This is a genomic window from Paenibacillus anseongensis (genome assembly GCF_009757995.1).
Lineage (GTDB): Bacteria > Bacillota > Bacilli > Paenibacillales > NBRC-103111 > Paenibacillus_E > Paenibacillus_E chondroitinus.
In genome coordinates this window covers 1,191,569-1,209,263 of record NZ_WSEM01000016.1, presented here as the reverse complement: position 1 = coordinate 1,209,263, position 17,695 = coordinate 1,191,569, and the positions used below count along the sequence as shown (strand labels likewise).

Sequence of the window (17,695 nt, the reverse complement as noted above, 5' to 3'; positions counted from 1 at the left end):
GTATATTGTGAAGGTTGCATGTTGCAGTTCCCCACTCCGTAAATGGATTATACATCTACACTATTGTCGATAATGGAACTATGTAAATGTCTTGCTTTTGTTTATTTATGTGATGAATACTTTCAAATCTAAATAGGAGTTGATATATGATGAAAAATCCAAGAGTCGTACGAGCGCAAGTGACGGTAATTTGCGAGGTTCTTGTTGACGATGAATTAGTAGAAGGAATTGCTGACCAATATAAAACACCCAAAGACGATCAAGATGCTGCAACTCAATTGTTGTACGCCATGATAAATCCAAAACTACAAGGCGCATCCACAGAAGGGAACTGGGACGGCGTTTGTGATTTCACAGGTAGGTTTAAAAATCTTAATGTTTCAAATAAATAAAGTATCAAAAGGTGGGGGAGCTTTCCACCTTTTTTTGTTAGGTTATATCCCCAAGAGGAAATTTGTGGTAAATTGTTAACAACTGCTTATTCTAAGGGGAGAGATTTTAATTTGTCAAACATTACAATTGAAAAAATGATTGCACACGATTTAAATTTAGGCAACGCGGCTCCACTATTTTTTCGTCAAGTGATTAATTTAGTAGATAGCGAAGTAACAAGCTTCTTCAGTAAGCATATCGAAAACGCATTGAAAACAAAACAAATAAGAATGTGTACTTTTACATATGAGAACGCTTCAGTCCTTGTAGATACCATTGAAATTTCAAATGATGTAACGAACGATCAATTATTCGTAGATAACACAATTAATATGACGCAATCATTATTTAACAATATGAGCGGTGCAGCGTCTAATGGAGCATTAATATTTATTTTATATATCGATGCACGAACGGATCATCGTTATTTAGCTATTCTTAAAATGGATCCCAATAAGGCTATCCGCCTTGACCGAACTACCTTCTCTTTTACTGTACAAAGAGATATTTTACCAAGTGTAAATGAGAGGCTACATAAATGTGCTTTTATCAAAGTAGATAATAATCTTTGGAATGAGGAAGTTCATCTTCGCGTTCTGGACAAACAGCAAAATACCGGTGAAATATCAAAATACTTTCTTTTGAATTTCTTGGAAGCAAAAACGTGTGTTGATGATAAAGTGATGACTGAATTGGTGGATTCAACAATTATTGATTTTGCCGTGGAGGAAGGATTTATTTCCACAACTGCTGAGAAATTGGATTTTGTCTCTAGAGTAGATCGGCTATTATTTTCAGGCAAAGTGGTTGACCTTGAGCGAGATTTAGAGAGTTTATTTGAAACTTATGTTTCAGGAGAAGAAGATCTAAAACAAAAGATTGACCGATATAAAGACAAGCTCTTGGAAAAACGTGAAAACCTTCATTTTATTTTTACTGCGGAAAAGAATCCTACGGTTGCGGTTTATGCTGATGAAGGTAATGATATTAAAATCCAGTTCCCAATTAGATACAACAACAACAAAGTCAAAGTGGATTATGAAGACGAAGATGATGGTACAAAAACAACAGTTATTCGAATCGTAGGTGTGGAATTAAAGGAAAAATTTAAGCATTAGGGAGCAGTGTCATGAATGAATTGTTAAATACTTTTTTAACAATTATGAAAGAAATTGAAACCTCCGAAATAAAAGCAATTGAAAATTCGGAGGATTTTACAGTGCAATATGAGGTTAATATCGATGCGATAAAATTATTATCGCATCGATATGTAAGTGTATTTCAAAATTCACAAATTAGCTTTGAGGTTAATTGTGAGGGGAAAAACTTAGGTTTTGAGAATTTTAACCGTGTATCTGATTTCCTAGACGCAGATGGAAAAGCGCAATTAACGCTTGCCATTAATAAAAAACAGCATTTTCAACTTGATGAGAACACATTTATTTTTTTTAAGAGAGAGTCTTTTTTTAAAAATTTCGATGTGTTAAATAAAAATTTTATCAAAAATATAAATTTTCAAAAAACTATTCACTTTCATCTTCCTGTTGATAAGGAATATTCAAATTCATACGTAAAACTTTATCCGATTGAAAATGGCATGATATATTATGCTGCCGACCTCGATGATAACAGCATCTCTGAGCAAGAGAGATTAATAAAAATTAGGGATGATACTTCTCGTGCCACTAGACCTTTTTTTGTGCCTAATTTTTATGAGTTTCCAAAAATATCAGAGGATTTTAAGCAGTGGTTTGATAAAAATTTATTTAAGGCAAGTTTGATTTATTTATCCAACAAAATTTCTAATGATAATAAGGTTATTATTCGTGGACATAAAAATACTGAAATTGATTTTTCTACGGACCATTGTGTAAAACATGCCGAAATAATCTATAAAAAAATATTTCAATTTGCGTATGAGGAAAAGCACTATAATGATAAAATTGAAATTGCCAGAAACATTTTAACTATTTATTTAAGTACAAGCGATTCAACCGAGAAATTAGACGAACTGATGCCTAAAATTGAAAAAACAATTTCCAGTCATTTTACGGCATACATACAGGATAGTATCAAAAAGTTTTTCACAGATCGGAAAGATGTAGTAAAAGAAACCCATAAATATGCAACGGATTTAAAAGGCGAATCGGACAAATTACTAACCTATATAAATACATCATTAATCGGTGTAGTTACTGCGGTCTTTTCTGGAGCTTTGGGTTTATCTAAAGGGGATCGTTTGTTCTTGATAGTTGCCTTTTCACTTCATGCGATTGTTTTTGCGGTATCTTATTTTTACAATAAGAATTATGTAAAAGAAAGAATCGAAGAAATTGAACGCGTTTATGGAGAATATACAAAAGAATTTGTAGTAGTAGCGGAAAAAGATCTTTTGGAAATTAAAAATATATATATTAATCCTGCTGTTCAAAATGTTGAGAAATACATTAGAAGATATCGCAATTTGATAACAATCTTAGTTTTATTAATGTTAGCAGCGGCTGTCACATCGTATTTTCTTTCCAGCTCATTTTTTAATAACAAACCACAAGAAAATAAAATTAGTACGCAAATAAATAAAACTGGAGAGAATAATCCTTCTGTGCAGAGTGTCAATGAAAGTATTTATAAATAAAAGATATAGGAATAGTGGTGTTTTTGGCAACAATTCCCATTAAATAACGGAATTTGCCGTTACGCTTGCCATATGAATAATATTATTGAAAACAGACCAGTCAGATGGCAAGTTCCGCGTTTTTCTTCGTTTTTGTAATAATAGTTGCTAAACCTGCCTGAACATGCAGAAGGCGGTGAATGAGCGATGACCAATTTCTTTGCATACGACTAACTATTGCCGAAAGCCACACTTGAACTTTGTCTGTATCACTGATCGTAAATGTTGTGAATTCCCTGAGGGGTTAAACAAATGTAAGAACTATAATAAGGCTGCCACTAGATTGGCAGCCTCATTTATTATGATTATATCGACATAACAAAAAAGGCGCAGCGCTATATCCGCGCTTTTTTTTGTTTTTCTATTCATAAAAAACGGTCACTTGCTTATATTAGGCTTGAGGTGACAAAAATGAATGTTATACCCGAAGTAAAATCTGGTGAGAGTTTGGCAAGTTATATCTACAGATTAGCAGAAGCCAATTTTTATGTAAGCATGGAAAGCCTATTATCCGAATGGAAGATGAGAGTTAGACAATTAGAAAAGAATGTTTTTACCGATTCCGTGCTAGAGATTATTATGGGAATTACTGGAGTTGAGAAGAATAGTATTCGTCAAATGAGTAGCCAATATTTTAGATGTCAGTTTGGTGACGGTTTTTACAAGAAGTATGTAATTCGTAACCAGCATAAATATTGCCCAGAGTGTCTTTCACAGCATGCATATCACAAGCATGATTGGATGCTTGAACCAGTTACAATTTGTCTGGATCATGAGCTATTACTTTTGGATGCTTGCCAGGGATGTCAAAGTAAAATTACTTTGAGAGGCTTGATGACAGGAGCTTGTGAAGGATGTGGTTTTTATTTTTCGGCAGCAAACAAGGAGAAAATTAGTGATCCTTTTCTTGTAGAATCCCAAAAAATTTTACAAAATCAGCTTTTGAATAATGAGATTATTAAAAAGGGTGCTTTAAAAGGACTGGATATCGTTGGATTTTTAAAGCTCGCAAGAAGCTGCAGCTACTTCCTTCAAGGCAATCTTAGTTTTGTTGGAAAACCTATTGTCATTGAACCGTTTTATAAAAAGAACGTAACATTAAATAATGAAATGTCATGTTATAAATACGGAAATGTTTACTGGATATTTATTGATTTTCCAATAAATATAAAAAAGGTTAAAAAGAATTTTGATCAATTACCAAATCGGTATAAGCATGCAAAGCTGCAAATGGCAAAAAAAATATCGTCCAATTCGGACTGCTCAGTTCTCCTTGGAAAGATTTATGAATTGTTGGACAAACCAACAAAAGCGCGCGTTAAGCAGACAAAAAAGATAATTCCAGTTCTAAAAAAACAACGCAAGCAAAAGCAAGCCTGTGCCGCAAAAGACAATGTTGTAATAACCAATGACTTGGTCGATCAAGATTGTATTACACGAGAAGAGGCATGCTCAATTTTGGGGATAATAGGAAAAGAACAAATGAATAGAATCATTGATTCTGGCTTTTTGATTCTTCGGAAATACCCAAAAGGTCGCTGGTTTTTAAGTAAAAATGAAGTGGTAAATTTCCTTGAAAAATATACTGGCGAATATAAATCTTTTGACAATGGCATTACTTTTTACGGTGCTTTAAAAAAATATTCCCAAAGTGGACTTAGCATGGTGAGATTGTTGAGCTTTATAAGAGAAAGCAAACTGGAGCCGTTTAGAATAAAAAAGGGAGGTAATTTCACCGATGTAATTTTCCAATCGTGTGAATTGAAGAGATGTATGAATGATTTTTATAAAATTAAGTATGAAAGGAAGGGATATACGAAAAGCGAATTGTTAAAATTATTGCGAATGGATTTTTTTACAATAGATGCGCTTGAAAAGAGGGGGGTTATTAAGGCTAGTTTTGAAAAATCCAAGTTAGGCAATAGAAAAATCAAAATGTATGATAAAAAGACAATTGAAGATTTTCAAAAAAGATATATTGATTTAAAACAGGCAGCCGCATTGTTTAACGTTACTATCCTGCATCTGAGAAAATTAATTTGGAGTGGAGTTCTTCATGAAGCGCTGCCTGGAATTACAAAGAAATATATTGTAGATGTTAATGAAACTAGAGCCTTACTAGTTTCTAGCTGAGACCGTGCAAACGGTCTTTTTTATTTGAACAGATTTTTTAAACGATGCTTTTTATTTACTTCTTCTAAGGTAACCTTATAAAGTAAAGCAAACCAATCTGGTTCTAAGAAAGAATCGTTTTTAAAAAATGTGTACTTGCTCACTATGCCCTCTTCGAAACTTATAGAAATATACCCAATAAATTCATCAATTAATGTTCTCTGAGCAAACCAATAATAATAAATTTTTCTGTTGTTAATAGGTATTTCCAGACGAATAAAATGCTGATTGGATTTTAAAAAATTTAAAAAATTCATTTTTTCACCTCCAATCTATTTATTTCCTTAAATACAAGTTTAATTCAAATGAAAAACTATCATACTACTAATAATAAGTATGGAGAGTGATGACTGTTGGTAAGAGCTGGGGGAAATCTACTATTTTCAGTTAACGATTTGGTTGAGCTGATGGAAAAAGAAAGTGTACATATATATGTTATGTATCCAGCAGCATATGAGAATGATTTTAATGAGGTTATAGGCTCTTTTGAGAATATCATTTTGAAAATTGATCTATTCTCAGGTAATAATGATATGCGTCATGAAATGGAGGCGAATCATATTCATGAATCATTTCAACCTGATAACAACGAGCAACCTCAGATATTATCTTTTGGTAGTTATGAAGAAATAAAGAAGAAAATTGGTAAAAACTTACGATCGTCAATAAAGAGTAAAGGTTTGAATCAGGCTAGTGCCGCGAGTATATTGGGAATTTCAGACGCGGCGATATCAAATATAATAAACGGGAATACCTCATTAAAAATAGAATCAGTGGCAATGATAGAAGCGCGGTTAGGGATTAAGAAGGAGGAATTGCTACACGGCATCAAGTGGGATGAGCAAGCGTACAGTGACCAAAAAAGTATTGAGGATTCTGCCCCCTTAGATGAAGCATTAAATAAAATCATTGGCGCCATTTCCCGAATTTCAAAAGAAGATGAAAATAACCATCTGGCGGGTGTAGTATCATCCATAGAACGCATATCAGGTAAAATTGGCATCGAGAGCACAAAAATTATTCTTGGAGAAATTGAACAGCTTATGAGAAAACTCTTAAATACAGTAGATTTCCCTAAGGTATGGTTTGTCGAAGAATACATCAATTTACTTGACAACATTACCAAAGTATTTACTTCTTACAAGCCCGGGTACGAAACAAGCATGAAGCGAATTTTAGATTTGCTGGATTATATGCAATATCAGAATAAAAAAAACAAGGATCATGATTAATTAAAACTAAATTAAACTTTGAAAGGAGCGTAGTTACTACGCTCCTTTTTTGCATTTCCATAAATATTGGCAGAGATATTGAAAAGTTATTTTTCAATATCCAGATGTATGCTGTTTACGAAAGCTGATGCAGTCAAAAAAAATTTTTTTGAGATTCATTGGATTTGTCCATGAGCTGAATATAGTAGGAGGGAACACAATTTGAGTCAACTACAGCTGATTCCAGAAGTGCAACCTGGTGAGAGCTTTATGAGTCTTGCGCAACGACTTGCAAAGGCAAACTTTCATCAGACTTTACAGACATTCATCAATCGAAAAGGGAGTCATTTCGACTACAGGTCGAACCTTAACTATTACCAAGAGAAAAACCGTTGGAATAGTGAGATTGTGAATATCTTGAAAGCGCAAAATTATGAGAATGTGGACAACCTTACCCTAAATCAGTTTGATGGGTTGTTATTTGGTGGGTCATCCACGCTTCTACAAAGGCGGCAACACTATTATCAGTCAAAGGTTAAGTTTTGCCCACATTGCGTAATGGAGGCTAATTACCATCGACTTGTGTGGGATGTGAGTATGGTGGGGGTATGCTTGAGACACGATTGTTTCTTAATTGAGAATTGTAATGGTTGCAATCGAGTTATCAGAATGAATGATCTAATAGGAGGTGGATGCATATGTGGGGTTAATTACGCCGACATTTGCGAAGGTGAAAAGCCAAACGAAGACATTTTATCTGCGCAACGAATTATCCAAGGCTTCATAGCGGATGAAATTAACGAAGTGGTGACGGAAGAGGGCATTACCCTTACAGGGAAGGAATACTTTAATGGGCTTGATTTGCTTTCTAAGCTCTTGGATGGCTTGCCGTTTGCCAACATGAAATTCGCAGACTTCACTGTCACTTTAGGAGAAGCAAACTACAGCTTAATTAGGGGAGATAAGCGCAACCTCCTAATGATTATTTATCTTTCTACTGTAGCACATCACTTGTTAATGTCTCCAAATAAGAATTTTGCCGCGGTTATTAATGAAGTGGAAATTAATCGATCGAGCAATAGACAAATGCGGAGAAAGAGGGAACTTTTCGATAAAATCATTTGCTTAGGAACTTTTGCAGCACACAAGAAAATTTATATTGATTTTCACAATACTGTAAATTTGGAGTTCGCTCGAATGAGATACATTTTACAACCAGAAGAATTCCGCTTCTGTTCCTTGTTAGCTGCAAGGAAAATATTGAAATGTGACGACAACATCTTGAAAAAGCTTGGGGAAAGTGGCGTACTCGAGTTTATGTCTCGAAAGGTGGGGCGGCGTAAGTTGACGCTAGTAGAAATCGAAAGTGTTGAGAAGTACGCCAAAGTTAGAGAAGAGTTTATCACAAGCATAGAAGTAGCTAAGTGGCTTGGTGTTCCAGGTTCAATCATTAGAAAACTAAGTGATTTGAAGTTACTGCTCATCGAGCATGGTCCAGGGAAAGATGTGTTTGGAAGACGTCTATTTCATCCCAGTGCTATTAATCGATTGCTAAAGGAGCTCGAGGAGTTATGCGTTAAGGAAATTTCAGACTCAGACCAGTCAAATTGGGTGCCTTTTGATTTTAAACTTCTAAAGGAAATGCACTATCACTCTAATTTTGCTAGTGTCCTGAAGGCAGTTATTTCCGGCAATATCAGGTGTTGTTGCACCACTGAGGTCAGAAGATTTGCAGATGTAAAACTCAGCCGCGCTGAGCTTATGAATTACATTGGCTCTAAAAAAACTAATGACAAAAGAAAAGGGGTATATAAATGCAAACTGTGATTATTGAAAAAGGGGTCCGTTTTAAAATGAACGAAAGCGTATTTGAGATTTCGAGAGAGCATCTTCCAGGTAAATTTATTATCAAGAACCTAACAGGTAATAGTGAAGTATTGTTTGACCTGAAGGACTTGATGCTGTTTCATGAGAATGGCACTTTAAAGTTCGAGCCAATTGGTCCGGCAACAAGCTTGTTGGAGTCGTCAGGGGTACGTGAAAACAAAATCGTAGATTACTCGATGCTACCCGAATCTGAAAGAAAGATTGCTGCTGCGCGATACGATGCAATAAAACCGCTGCTACCTTTTGCAGGGCAAAAAATGTCTCGTTATTTTGATGCCAGGGAAAAAGAACTTGAACTCTTTGGGCATAAAGTATCCGCAATGTCACTAAGGCGGTGGTTCAATGCTTTTGTAAATAGCGGCGGAGACATCACAGCTCTGGTTCCCAATACTGCTGACTGTGGCACGGGAAATCGTATGTCGAACGAGGTAGAGGAGAAGATCGATGGCGTTTTGGATAGTTTTTACGCAAAAAGAGAAAAGCCTTCCGGGAAAGATGCTTATGCGATGCTTGGAGATTCAATTGAAAATATCAACAAATTTCGAACGGAGGAAACGAAAATTAAGATGCCTTCCTACAATACAGTTCTTAGGCGTATTGCGGCAAGAAACCCGTTAGAAATGTTAGAGAAAAGAGAAGGGAAGAAATACGCATTTGATAAGTTAAGTTCTGTTAATACAAGGGTAAAACCCACAATCCCTTTGGAAGAAGTTGAAATGGATCATACCAAACTTGATTTATTTGTAGTTGATGATGACAGCAGATTACCTCTGGGAAGACCATGGATTACTATTGCAATTGATAAAGCGACGGGGAATCTAATTGGCTTGTACGTAGCATTTCACTCACCTTCTTATGTGTCAGTGATGAAAACTATGAGGCATATGATGACTTCCAAGTATTATGTTAAGGATTTATACCCAGACATTAAAAATGAATGGGTAGCATACGGGGTTCCAAGATTGTTAGTGTTAGATAATGGCAAGGAGTTTAGGAGCCGTTCATTGCTAGATGCATGCAAACAGCTTGGAATTAATGTGAAATTCTGTCCACCGCGCAAACCTTGGTTTAAAGGTCAAGTGGAGCGCACTTTCCGAACGCTTAACCAGCAACTTATCCACCAGATGCCGGGTACTACATTTTCAAACGTAGTAGATAAGAAAGATTATGATCCAAAAAAGAATGCGATTGTGGGTTACAAAAAACTCATTTATCTTATTCACCGCTGGGTAATTGATGAGTATTCTCAACAATACAACAAGGGTGTTAAAGGTTCGCCTGCAAAGCTATGGAGGGAACATATTGAGAAACATGGGCGTCCAGCATTTCTCGACGATTCTGAAAAATGGGATATCGTTTTAGGGAAATTGAAAACAGGATCCACTATTCAACGTCCTGGTATTCAATATCAATACCTTTTTTATAACTCCCAAGCTTTACAAGAATTAAAGCTTGAGTTAATGAAGAGGCGCATCGGCACCGTGGATTTTAAGTATGATCCCTCAGATCTATCTCAAATTCATGTCTATGATGAGTTGAATAGAACGTATATCACGGTACCTTGTTCTGACCAAGACTATAGCCAAGGATTGCAAGAGTTTACCCATAAACTTCTTGTGCGTGATATTAACAAACGTCAGAAAGAAGTAACCTGGAAGGAGTTAAACAGCTCAAAGGCAAGATTGATGGCTGAACTTAAAAGTGAGAACAAAAAAACGAGTGGAGCTAGAGCGGCTGCCCACATTCAGCCTTCTTCTGCAGAGATTGCTTCATCTAAGGCAAATGATGCTCAGAAGGAAAATGTGAAGATGGCGAATATAGTTCGGAAGCATTTCAATTACAATGAAGAACAAACAGAATGGGGGTCGGTAAACAATGCTAACATTAACTCGTGAGGACAAGTTTAGGTTTATTGAGGGAATTCGGATTATTCATCCTCAATTCCAAAAAGCCATGAACTTTATCGAAGAGGCTCATCATGAATCCACCTATTCATCAGATCCATTGTCTGTCCTTATCTATGGTGATTCTGGTGCTGGAAAAACTACCATCTATGAGACATATATCGCCAAGTTTAATAAAGTGGAAAGTCAAACTGTAAATGGGATGAAATTGACAACTCGTGTAATTCTTTATGTCAGCGTTCCAAGTCCAGCATCTCATGTCAATTTGACTGAAAGGCTACTCACAGAGTTAGGTGATCAGTATCCCAATAGGGGGACGTCATCACAAAAATATAACAGGCTCGTGAATTTGATTAATAGTAACAGAGTGGAGCTCATTTTACTTGATGAATTCCAGCATTTTGTTGATCGCGACAAGGAGAAAGTGATTTATAAAATATCCGATTGGTTTAAATCTTTGATCAATCAGACAAAAGTACCCTTTGTCTTGTTTGGCTTGGAGGATTCAGGTGTGGTACTAGATTGCAATCCTCAATTAAGTCGGCGCTTTCCAATTCGACTCAATTTAAAGCCTTTCGGTTACAATAGCAAGAGTGAGGTAGAAACATTTCGCAGATTGTTGCATGAAATTGATCTACAACTTGCAGAAGTATTTGTTAGTCCTGCAATGCTCGCAGATGAATTATTGTGTGATCGAATGTACTATGCCACGAGGGGATCCATTGATTCCATTATGAAGCTGATACGAAAAGCAGCCAAATATGCAATTGATCGTGAAGCGGAATGTATTGAACTAGCCGATTTTGCTAGAGCATACGAACTTTACACACATGTAAGTATGGGGAAAACAGTTAATCCCTTCCTTATCGAAGACTTCTCATTATCAAAATTTCCTTTAACGTAAATCGGTGAGGGTCCTTTTCAAAAAGCCAAGCGTAATTGCTTGGCTTTTATGTTTGTGCGCCAAGAATTGGTGTCATCATTAGGGTGAAAGTCCCGAACGCCTACTGTTAGCCAAGTGCAGTGCAAGGGGGTTCATCGAGAGGTAGAATCTGGTGGCAGTGTTAGTCGGTTGAGTGACCAAGGCATGCCGCAATCCAAAGTTTGCAGGCAGAAAGATGACGTTCCTATCTGGGGAGAGCTGCAGAAGAAATGTGGAGTAACTTCGTAATCGTAGCCCAGAGGATACGTCGAACCCCTAGGACTCAGCAGACGCCATATTACGGGACGCTGAAAACTGGAAGGGCTGACTTAAATAAGAGGAGAAACCGATGCGTCTGAACAGTGAGAAACGAGTGCAGCCAACTTCATATGAATCCTCGCGGCAAGAGAAGAGGATGCTTAAGGGGATAACCTCAGAACCGCGTTCAAACGCGTTAAACAAAATGAAGGAGCCCCCAGCAACAGACAACATGCCGGTAGCTGAGCTATAAGTGCACGTATGGGGACGATGTGAAATTGGGAAGAAGGAACTCAAATCAGGTACTTACAGACCGATAGCAGTCAAACTGGTGGAAATCCCAAATCAAATCGGAGGCGGATGGCGTTATTCAACCGTATTAACGACCGCTTGATCCAGCAAGCCCTGATGCAAGTGATAACGCCGTTATTCGATTCGCAAATTTGCCGAAGACTACGGATGTGTGTTGATGTAATGGATGTTACGAAATCCATACTTCGAATCTTCCATGTTCTTGGTATTCCAGAGTGGGCGAACACTCGAGCCTCTACTCAAACAAAGTACATATAGAGGGGAGAGGTAGCGTCTCATAATCTATATTTTTTGCTATTTTGATAGGTATATCTTGCAGTTCATACGCAAAAAATTAATATGATCTGCAGAAATAACGTTTTCATCGAAGGAGCTAATACAACCTACATATTCGTTAGTTCCTGCAACGTTTATTTCAAGCTTAACTTTATTAATAAGACATAGAAATAATCTGCTATCCGTTTCAATTACAATACGTTGTTTTTTTGTCCTCATCAAATATCATCCTCACTCTACAAAATAAAAAAGCACCGATTAACCCTTTTCAGGGTTAATCGGTGCTTCCGATAAGTTAAAAATAGCATATTATCCTATAAAACGCAATATGGATGGATCCTAGGTACATGAAGATCTAATTCTATAAAATACACTAGAGGAGGAATTTTGGTGAGTAGAATATGTTTCCCAAAAGAAATTATGTCATCTCCAAAACGATATTATCTCAGAATTTCTTGGGATAAAACAAAACCGATATTAACCGCTTTGCTTCTAAATCCTAGTAAAGCCAATCATATAAAGTCTGATGCAACCTCAAATTTTATGGTTGATTTTGCTAAAGCAAATGGGTTTGGAACGTTAATTTTAGTCAATGTTATTTCTTTTATTGAGCCAAAATCAACTAAATTAAAATTGTATAATTCAGCTTTTGATGAAATAAATAAGAAATATGTCCGAAGAGCACTTAAGCTGGGAAGCGAAATCATTGTTGGTTGGGGCGAAAAGGGAGAATTTGCTGCATTACAGTTATCGGATTTAATTGAAGAGTTCAAATATAAAATGGTTTGTTTTAGATACAATCAAAACCGGAGTCCAACTCAAGCTACATATATGCTACGAATTATGAGAAAGGAGAAAAAAGAGCCTCAGGATTTAAAAGTAATTAAATTTGAAAAATAAAAAAAAAATTTTTACAGCAGTGACAATCTTGGCTGGATGTTTCTTTTTTTGAATATCAACACTATTAATTTACATTCTTTAAGGATTTATTTCCTAAATATGTTTCAAAAAGAATAAACCACTATTAGATGGCACAAAAATCAATAAAAAACACACCGTTGTTTACCAGACGGTGTGTTTTTTATTTGAATTTTTTATGCTTTTTTATTATTCATGAAAAGAATTTTGCTGGCTTGCCAAGTAACGACAAATTTCGACTATTTGATTATGTTATGTTTTATTGTAGGTGAAAAATAGTCATATTTTCTTATTATTTATCGAATAATTTTTGTTGAATGATTCGAATTAACCACGCGAATTTACAACTAGGAGGACTTTAGATGTCATTACCTGTACCAGAAGGTTTACAATCAGAGGTTTTGTATTTACCAGAAAAGGGTCACTTTGTAGTATTGGGTACAGCAGGAAGCGGTAAAACAACGTTGGCAATCTTACGATCAGCTTATTTAGCGTCTACACATTGCAAACCAGGTGAGCGAGTAATGCTCGTTACTTTTAATAAAGCACTGGTTACTTACTTGAAGTCGATCTCGGATAATAGATATTCTAATGTGGATGTCTTGAACTACCATAAATTTGCACGTGGATATTTAAATTCAAGGAATAAAATGGGTTGGGGAGTTATCGCCCCATCAGATACTAAAAACGATTTAATAAAAAAAGCATTGACACATGTGAGACTTGAAAATCCAAATGTTAGTACGCTTGATAGAAATTCTGAGGTCTTTATCGAAGAGATAAGCTGGCTTGAAAAGATGGGGATTCGAACTTTAGAGCAATATGAATCAGTAGAACGTATTGGCAGAAGCGGGACGTGGATAGCTAGAACTAATCGAAAATATTTCTTTTATGTGTATCTCGAATACTTAGAGTTGCGGGAAGAAGAAGGACATAAATATGATTTTGAAGATTTAGCACTTCATGTATGTGACGAATTAAAAGTAGATAGTTCCAAAAGAATGTATAAGCATATTATTCTAGACGAAGGTCAAGATTTTTCGCCTATGATGCTCCTTTCGTTGGCATTAGCTGTACCTAAAGATGGAAGCTTAACATATTTTGGTGATGTTGCTCAACAAATTTACGGTAGCCGTATTTCTTGGAGGTCCGCAGGTTTGGTTAATCCTAAAATATGGAAATTTGAACAAAATTATAGAAATACTAGGGAGATTGCTTCACTTGGATTAGCGATCTCAAAAATGAAGTATTTTCATGAAGATACAGATTTAATTGAACCTAAATTTTCTCGAGCTTCTGGTCCTAAACCTGCGTTATTGGAATTCACCTCTGAAAAGGACGAAATAGACTTTTTTATAGAAAATGTAATTCGTAATAATAGAACCAGAACGATTGCGATATTAGTGCGAGATCGTGAAACGGTTAATCAAATTATCAACAAAGTAAGACAAATATATCCGATTCAGGAATTATACGGCGAAATGAGTAGGTGGCTCTCCGATCCAAGAGTATCTGTGGGAACGTATCATTCCGCTAAAGGATTAGAATTTGATACCGTCATTCTACCATATTGTAATTCTTTAAGGCTGCCTGCCGAAGAAAGAATTCTAGCTTTAGAAAGTTATGAAGAAGCGCTTAGTGAAGAAATAAAGTTACTTTATGTTGGAGTAACCAGAGCAAAATCCGAGCTATACATTTCATACTCAGGTGCATTAACTGAATTGCTCCCTAGAGAAAGCGAATTATATCACGAAGATGATGAGGACAGCCATGACTACTAATAAACAACTTTTAGAGCAAAAGGGTATAACAAGACTTTGTCATTTTACCAAATCAAATAAGTTGCCTCATATTTTGTCCAAAGAATCAGGCATCGTTGCAAATACTGAACTAGATGATCAGAAGGAATTGTTGAGTAAGAATGACCCTTTAAGATTGGATGGAAAAGAAGATTATGTTTGCTGTACAGTTCAGTATCCTAACACATGGTATTTAAGAAATATAAAAAACAATGACCCATTATTCACTGAATGGGTTATAATTTTGATTAACCCACTTCTTGTTACGAATGAAACCACTCTTTTTTGTCATAGAAATGCTGCAGCCGGAAGAGGAGTGTATATCAAAGATGGATATGACGGGTTTTCAGGAATGTTTAATCAAACGGTTCAAGGACAAAGACCAATGTATAGAACCCAAAGTATGCTCTCTTGTTGTGCGACAGATGACCAAGCTGAAGTTTTAATTTATAAAAATGTATCTCGAAGCGATATATTAGGTTTGGTTGTACCAAATGAAGAGCAAGCTAGGAAAGAAAAAGCAAGATTAAAGTTTATTAAAGGTGTGCCGGATGATCTAACCTTTATTATTGCACCAGATCTTTTTGAGGTTTCTTGGAGTGCAATGGTTCGAAGAGGGCAAGTACCTTCAGAAATACTCTATAGAGAGGAATGAAGGAATAATGCATTCACAAAATAAAGTTCAAACCATTGATAAATATATGGGTTCCATGCTAGGGGCAATGATCGGAGATGCCCTTGGATGGGTGTATGAAGATCGTGGAATGAATACAAACAAAAAAGATTTTATACAGAAAAACTTTATTTCTTGGAATAGAAAAAGTGGAGGACGTTATCAGCCTCATCAAGAAGAAATTTCTGCTGGCTCTTATAGCGATGATACTCAATTAATATTTGCTACAGCAAGAAGTTTGGGATATAAAAATTGGTTTTCACATTTCGTCAAAGTCGAGTTGCCCGCTTGGCTGGTTTATGAAAGAGGTGGCGGCGGAGCAACAAAAAGGGCTGCTGACACTTGGAGTAGTGGGAATCCACCGTGGAAAGTTGATAAACAAAATCTAGATGATGTTAAAAGATATTTTGAAGCGGGTGGAAATGGCGTTACGATGCGTATCATGCCACACGTGTTTTTCTGTAGAGGTAGAATAGAAGAATTAACAAATCAAGTGTTTTTAAATGGAATTGCTACCCATGGACATCCTAGGGCATTATTAAGTGCAATTGTTTATGCCTGGGCATTACACTATTTAGTGGAGAAAGAGAGCTCATTGGATTATGGGGAGTTAATTGCATATTTAATTGAAAATAAAATGAGATGGTCCCAATTTCCTAAAGTGAATAATATAAAGGAATGGCAAGATACAGCTTTTAACATCACTAACGGTCAATATATGAAAACTTGGGAAGAAACTGCTAATGAAATAGTTGTGGGATTAGAATTGTCTCAAAAAGCTATCAAAAGAGGGCTTCTTGATTCGAAAATGGATACCTTAACAAAATTAAATTGCTTTGACAAGAAAACTCGTGGAGCAGGTACAGTTGCAACGTTAGTAGCCATTTATATGGCTTCTAAGTACGCGGCTGACCCAAGTGCAGCCATTATGGATTTGGCATCAATGGACAATGCAGACACAGATACTAACGCTTCAATGGCTGGTGCTTTACTTGGAGCAATACATGGAACGGAATGGATCCAACCCGAATGGTTTCTAGTTCAAGATTATAGTTATGCGAGAACATTAGTAAATAATATGGGAAAAACAATTTACGAAGACGTAAATGAGAGATTATGGCATTGGTCAGATAATAAAAAGTTCAAAGAAAAAATTGCTAACTTAAAAAATGAAAAAGAGGAATTTTCATTTGGACCGTTTTCTTCGTTAAAACTGATTGAAAAAATCAATAATAAATCATCAACAAATAAAATTGATGTAAATACATATAAGTTTTCATCAGTCGAAGGTCAAACTTTTTATGTTAAAGTAATAAAGAAAATCGACGTTAATCATGAATTAATAGTGGATAAGCCGTTTGTGAATGTAAAGCAGAATGCGGAAGAAATATTTATAAATTTAAACGGGAAAGATTTTGAATATTTAAGTAAAATCCTTCCTCCAAGAGTAACAGTAAGTACCGTTTTTAATATTTTTTCTGAAATTTTAAAAGAAAAGTCGGTTTCTTCTGATGTAACTTCGAGCGATTTGAATTTGATGGTTACAAAATATGTAAGTAAAAGCCTAGGGGAAAAATCAGTACAAGACTTAGTTGCATTCATAAAATCAAAAATGAAATAGTAGGAAGCATCTAACTATAAAAGCGCAGATAAACCTGCGTTTTTTCTATTATTTTAGACAAGACCTTGATAATAAAAGCTTGAGCTTGAGCTTCGTCTAATTTATTCTTCTCGGTGAGCTTGACTATTTCAAATTTAAGTTCGTCAATTACTTTTATTAGAGGTAATGGATTGGAAAAAAATTTAGAATAGTTTTATAAAAACAAGTTTACCTGCGCTAATTGCTGTAGTTCCGCTACCGCGCGAAGCTCCCAGCGTGCGGTATGGTGTCGCATGACGGTCGTCAACCACATGTCTTTAATGCCAATCATTCATTACACAAGGAAACAGCTGCCCTTCAGAGGTGCGGTTTCATTAGCCTCTCGCGGATTGAGCGCAACGAGGAAAATGTGACCTTAGAGAGCCAGGTGGAGGTTTTAAAGGGCTTATGCATAACGATTAAGGAAATGTTTCTTCATGTTGACGCGCATTTTTATCTTTTGAGTGAATATTTGGGTCTAAAAGAGCCATCATTCCGGAGATTAGTGAGCCACCCCACCGGAAAAATTGAGTCATTTCTCCGGTAATGGGAGCCACCATGTACCGCTGAACTATCGGGCAGCAGTTTAGTATGACGATTAGAGTAAAGGAAAGTATT

At 36.0% G+C, this 17,695-nt stretch carries 13 protein-coding genes; 12 read left to right on the top strand and 1 reads right to left on the bottom strand.

Going from position 1 to position 17,695, the window contains the following annotated elements; translation table 11 throughout:
* Nucleotides 1–146: 146 nt before the first annotated feature.
* The 4 genes from GON05_RS21880 (at nt 147) to GON05_RS21865 (ending at nt 5,239) form a co-directional block, all read left to right on the top strand.
* Nucleotides 147–392 carry a hypothetical protein gene (locus GON05_RS21880; protein ID WP_157321769.1) on the top strand — a complete coding sequence of 82 codons (246 nt, stop codon included), beginning with the start codon at nt 147–149 and terminating at the stop codon, nt 390–392.
* Nucleotides 393–503: 111 nt separating this feature from the next.
* Nucleotides 504–1,550 carry a nucleoid-associated protein gene (locus GON05_RS21875; protein ID WP_157321767.1) on the top strand — a complete coding sequence of 349 codons (1,047 nt, stop codon included), beginning with the start codon at nt 504–506 and terminating at the stop codon, nt 1,548–1,550.
* A gap of 44 nt (nt 1,551–1,594) precedes the next feature.
* On the top strand, nt 1,595–3,067 hold the full coding sequence (locus tag GON05_RS21870) for a hypothetical protein (RefSeq protein ID WP_157321765.1): 1,473 nt from the start codon (nt 1,595–1,597) through the stop codon (nt 3,065–3,067).
* 450 nt (nt 3,068–3,517) lie between these two features.
* Nucleotides 3,518–5,239, top strand: coding sequence for a TniQ family protein (locus GON05_RS21865; protein ID WP_157321764.1), 1,722 nt, complete (start codon nt 3,518–3,520; stop codon nt 5,237–5,239).
* 20 nt (nt 5,240–5,259) lie between these two features.
* On the opposite strand, the gene GON05_RS21860 is transcribed toward GON05_RS21865, so the two are convergent.
* Nucleotides 5,260–5,535 carry a hypothetical protein gene (locus tag GON05_RS21860; RefSeq protein ID WP_157321762.1) on the bottom strand — a complete coding sequence of 92 codons (276 nt, stop codon included), beginning with the start codon at nt 5,533–5,535 and terminating at the stop codon, nt 5,260–5,262.
* Between the two features lie 96 nt (nt 5,536–5,631).
* Here GON05_RS21860 and GON05_RS21855 point away from each other — a divergent pair, with 96 nt between their 5' ends.
* The 8 genes from GON05_RS21855 to GON05_RS21820 all read left to right on the top strand — a co-directional run bounded on the left by GON05_RS21855 (nt 5,632) and on the right by GON05_RS21820 (nt 17,059).
* Complete coding sequence (locus GON05_RS21855) at nt 5,632–6,510, top strand: helix-turn-helix domain-containing protein (protein WP_157321761.1); 879 nt, start codon at nt 5,632–5,634, stop codon at nt 6,508–6,510.
* Nucleotides 6,511–6,711: 201 nt separating this feature from the next.
* Nucleotides 6,712–8,316, top strand: a complete 1,605-nt coding sequence (locus tag GON05_RS21850) for a TniQ family protein (protein WP_157321759.1) — start codon at nt 6,712–6,714, stop codon at nt 8,314–8,316.
* Complete coding sequence (locus tag GON05_RS21845; protein WP_157321757.1) at nt 8,304–10,271, top strand: Mu transposase C-terminal domain-containing protein; 1,968 nt, start codon at nt 8,304–8,306, stop codon at nt 10,269–10,271. Before GON05_RS21850 ends, GON05_RS21845 begins: the two co-directional genes overlap by 13 nt.
* Nucleotides 10,252–11,184: a TniB family NTP-binding protein gene (locus GON05_RS21840; RefSeq protein WP_157321755.1), complete on the top strand. Its 933-nt coding sequence runs from the start codon at nt 10,252–10,254 to the stop codon at nt 11,182–11,184. The genes GON05_RS21845 and GON05_RS21840 overlap by 20 nt, the downstream gene beginning before the upstream one ends.
* A 1,254-nt stretch (nt 11,185–12,438) precedes the next feature.
* Nucleotides 12,439–12,948: a DUF1643 domain-containing protein gene (locus GON05_RS21835; protein WP_157321753.1), complete on the top strand. Its 510-nt coding sequence runs from the start codon at nt 12,439–12,441 to the stop codon at nt 12,946–12,948.
* A gap of 380 nt (nt 12,949–13,328) precedes the next feature.
* The gene (locus tag GON05_RS21830; protein WP_157321752.1) at nt 13,329–14,747 is read left to right on the top strand and encodes a 3'-5' exonuclease; all 1,419 of its coding nucleotides are present in this window, start codon (nt 13,329–13,331) and stop codon (nt 14,745–14,747) included.
* Nucleotides 14,737–15,420 (top strand): DarT ssDNA thymidine ADP-ribosyltransferase family protein, encoded by a 684-nt coding sequence (locus GON05_RS21825; RefSeq protein WP_157321751.1) that lies wholly within the window; start codon nt 14,737–14,739, stop codon nt 15,418–15,420. Before GON05_RS21830 ends, GON05_RS21825 begins: the two co-directional genes overlap by 11 nt.
* A 7-nt stretch (nt 15,421–15,427) precedes the next feature.
* A complete protein-coding gene (locus GON05_RS21820) occupies nt 15,428–17,059 on the top strand; it encodes an ADP-ribosylglycohydrolase family protein (RefSeq protein ID WP_157321749.1) in 1,632 nt (543 codons plus the stop codon).
* Nucleotides 17,060–17,695: the final 636 nt, after the last annotated feature.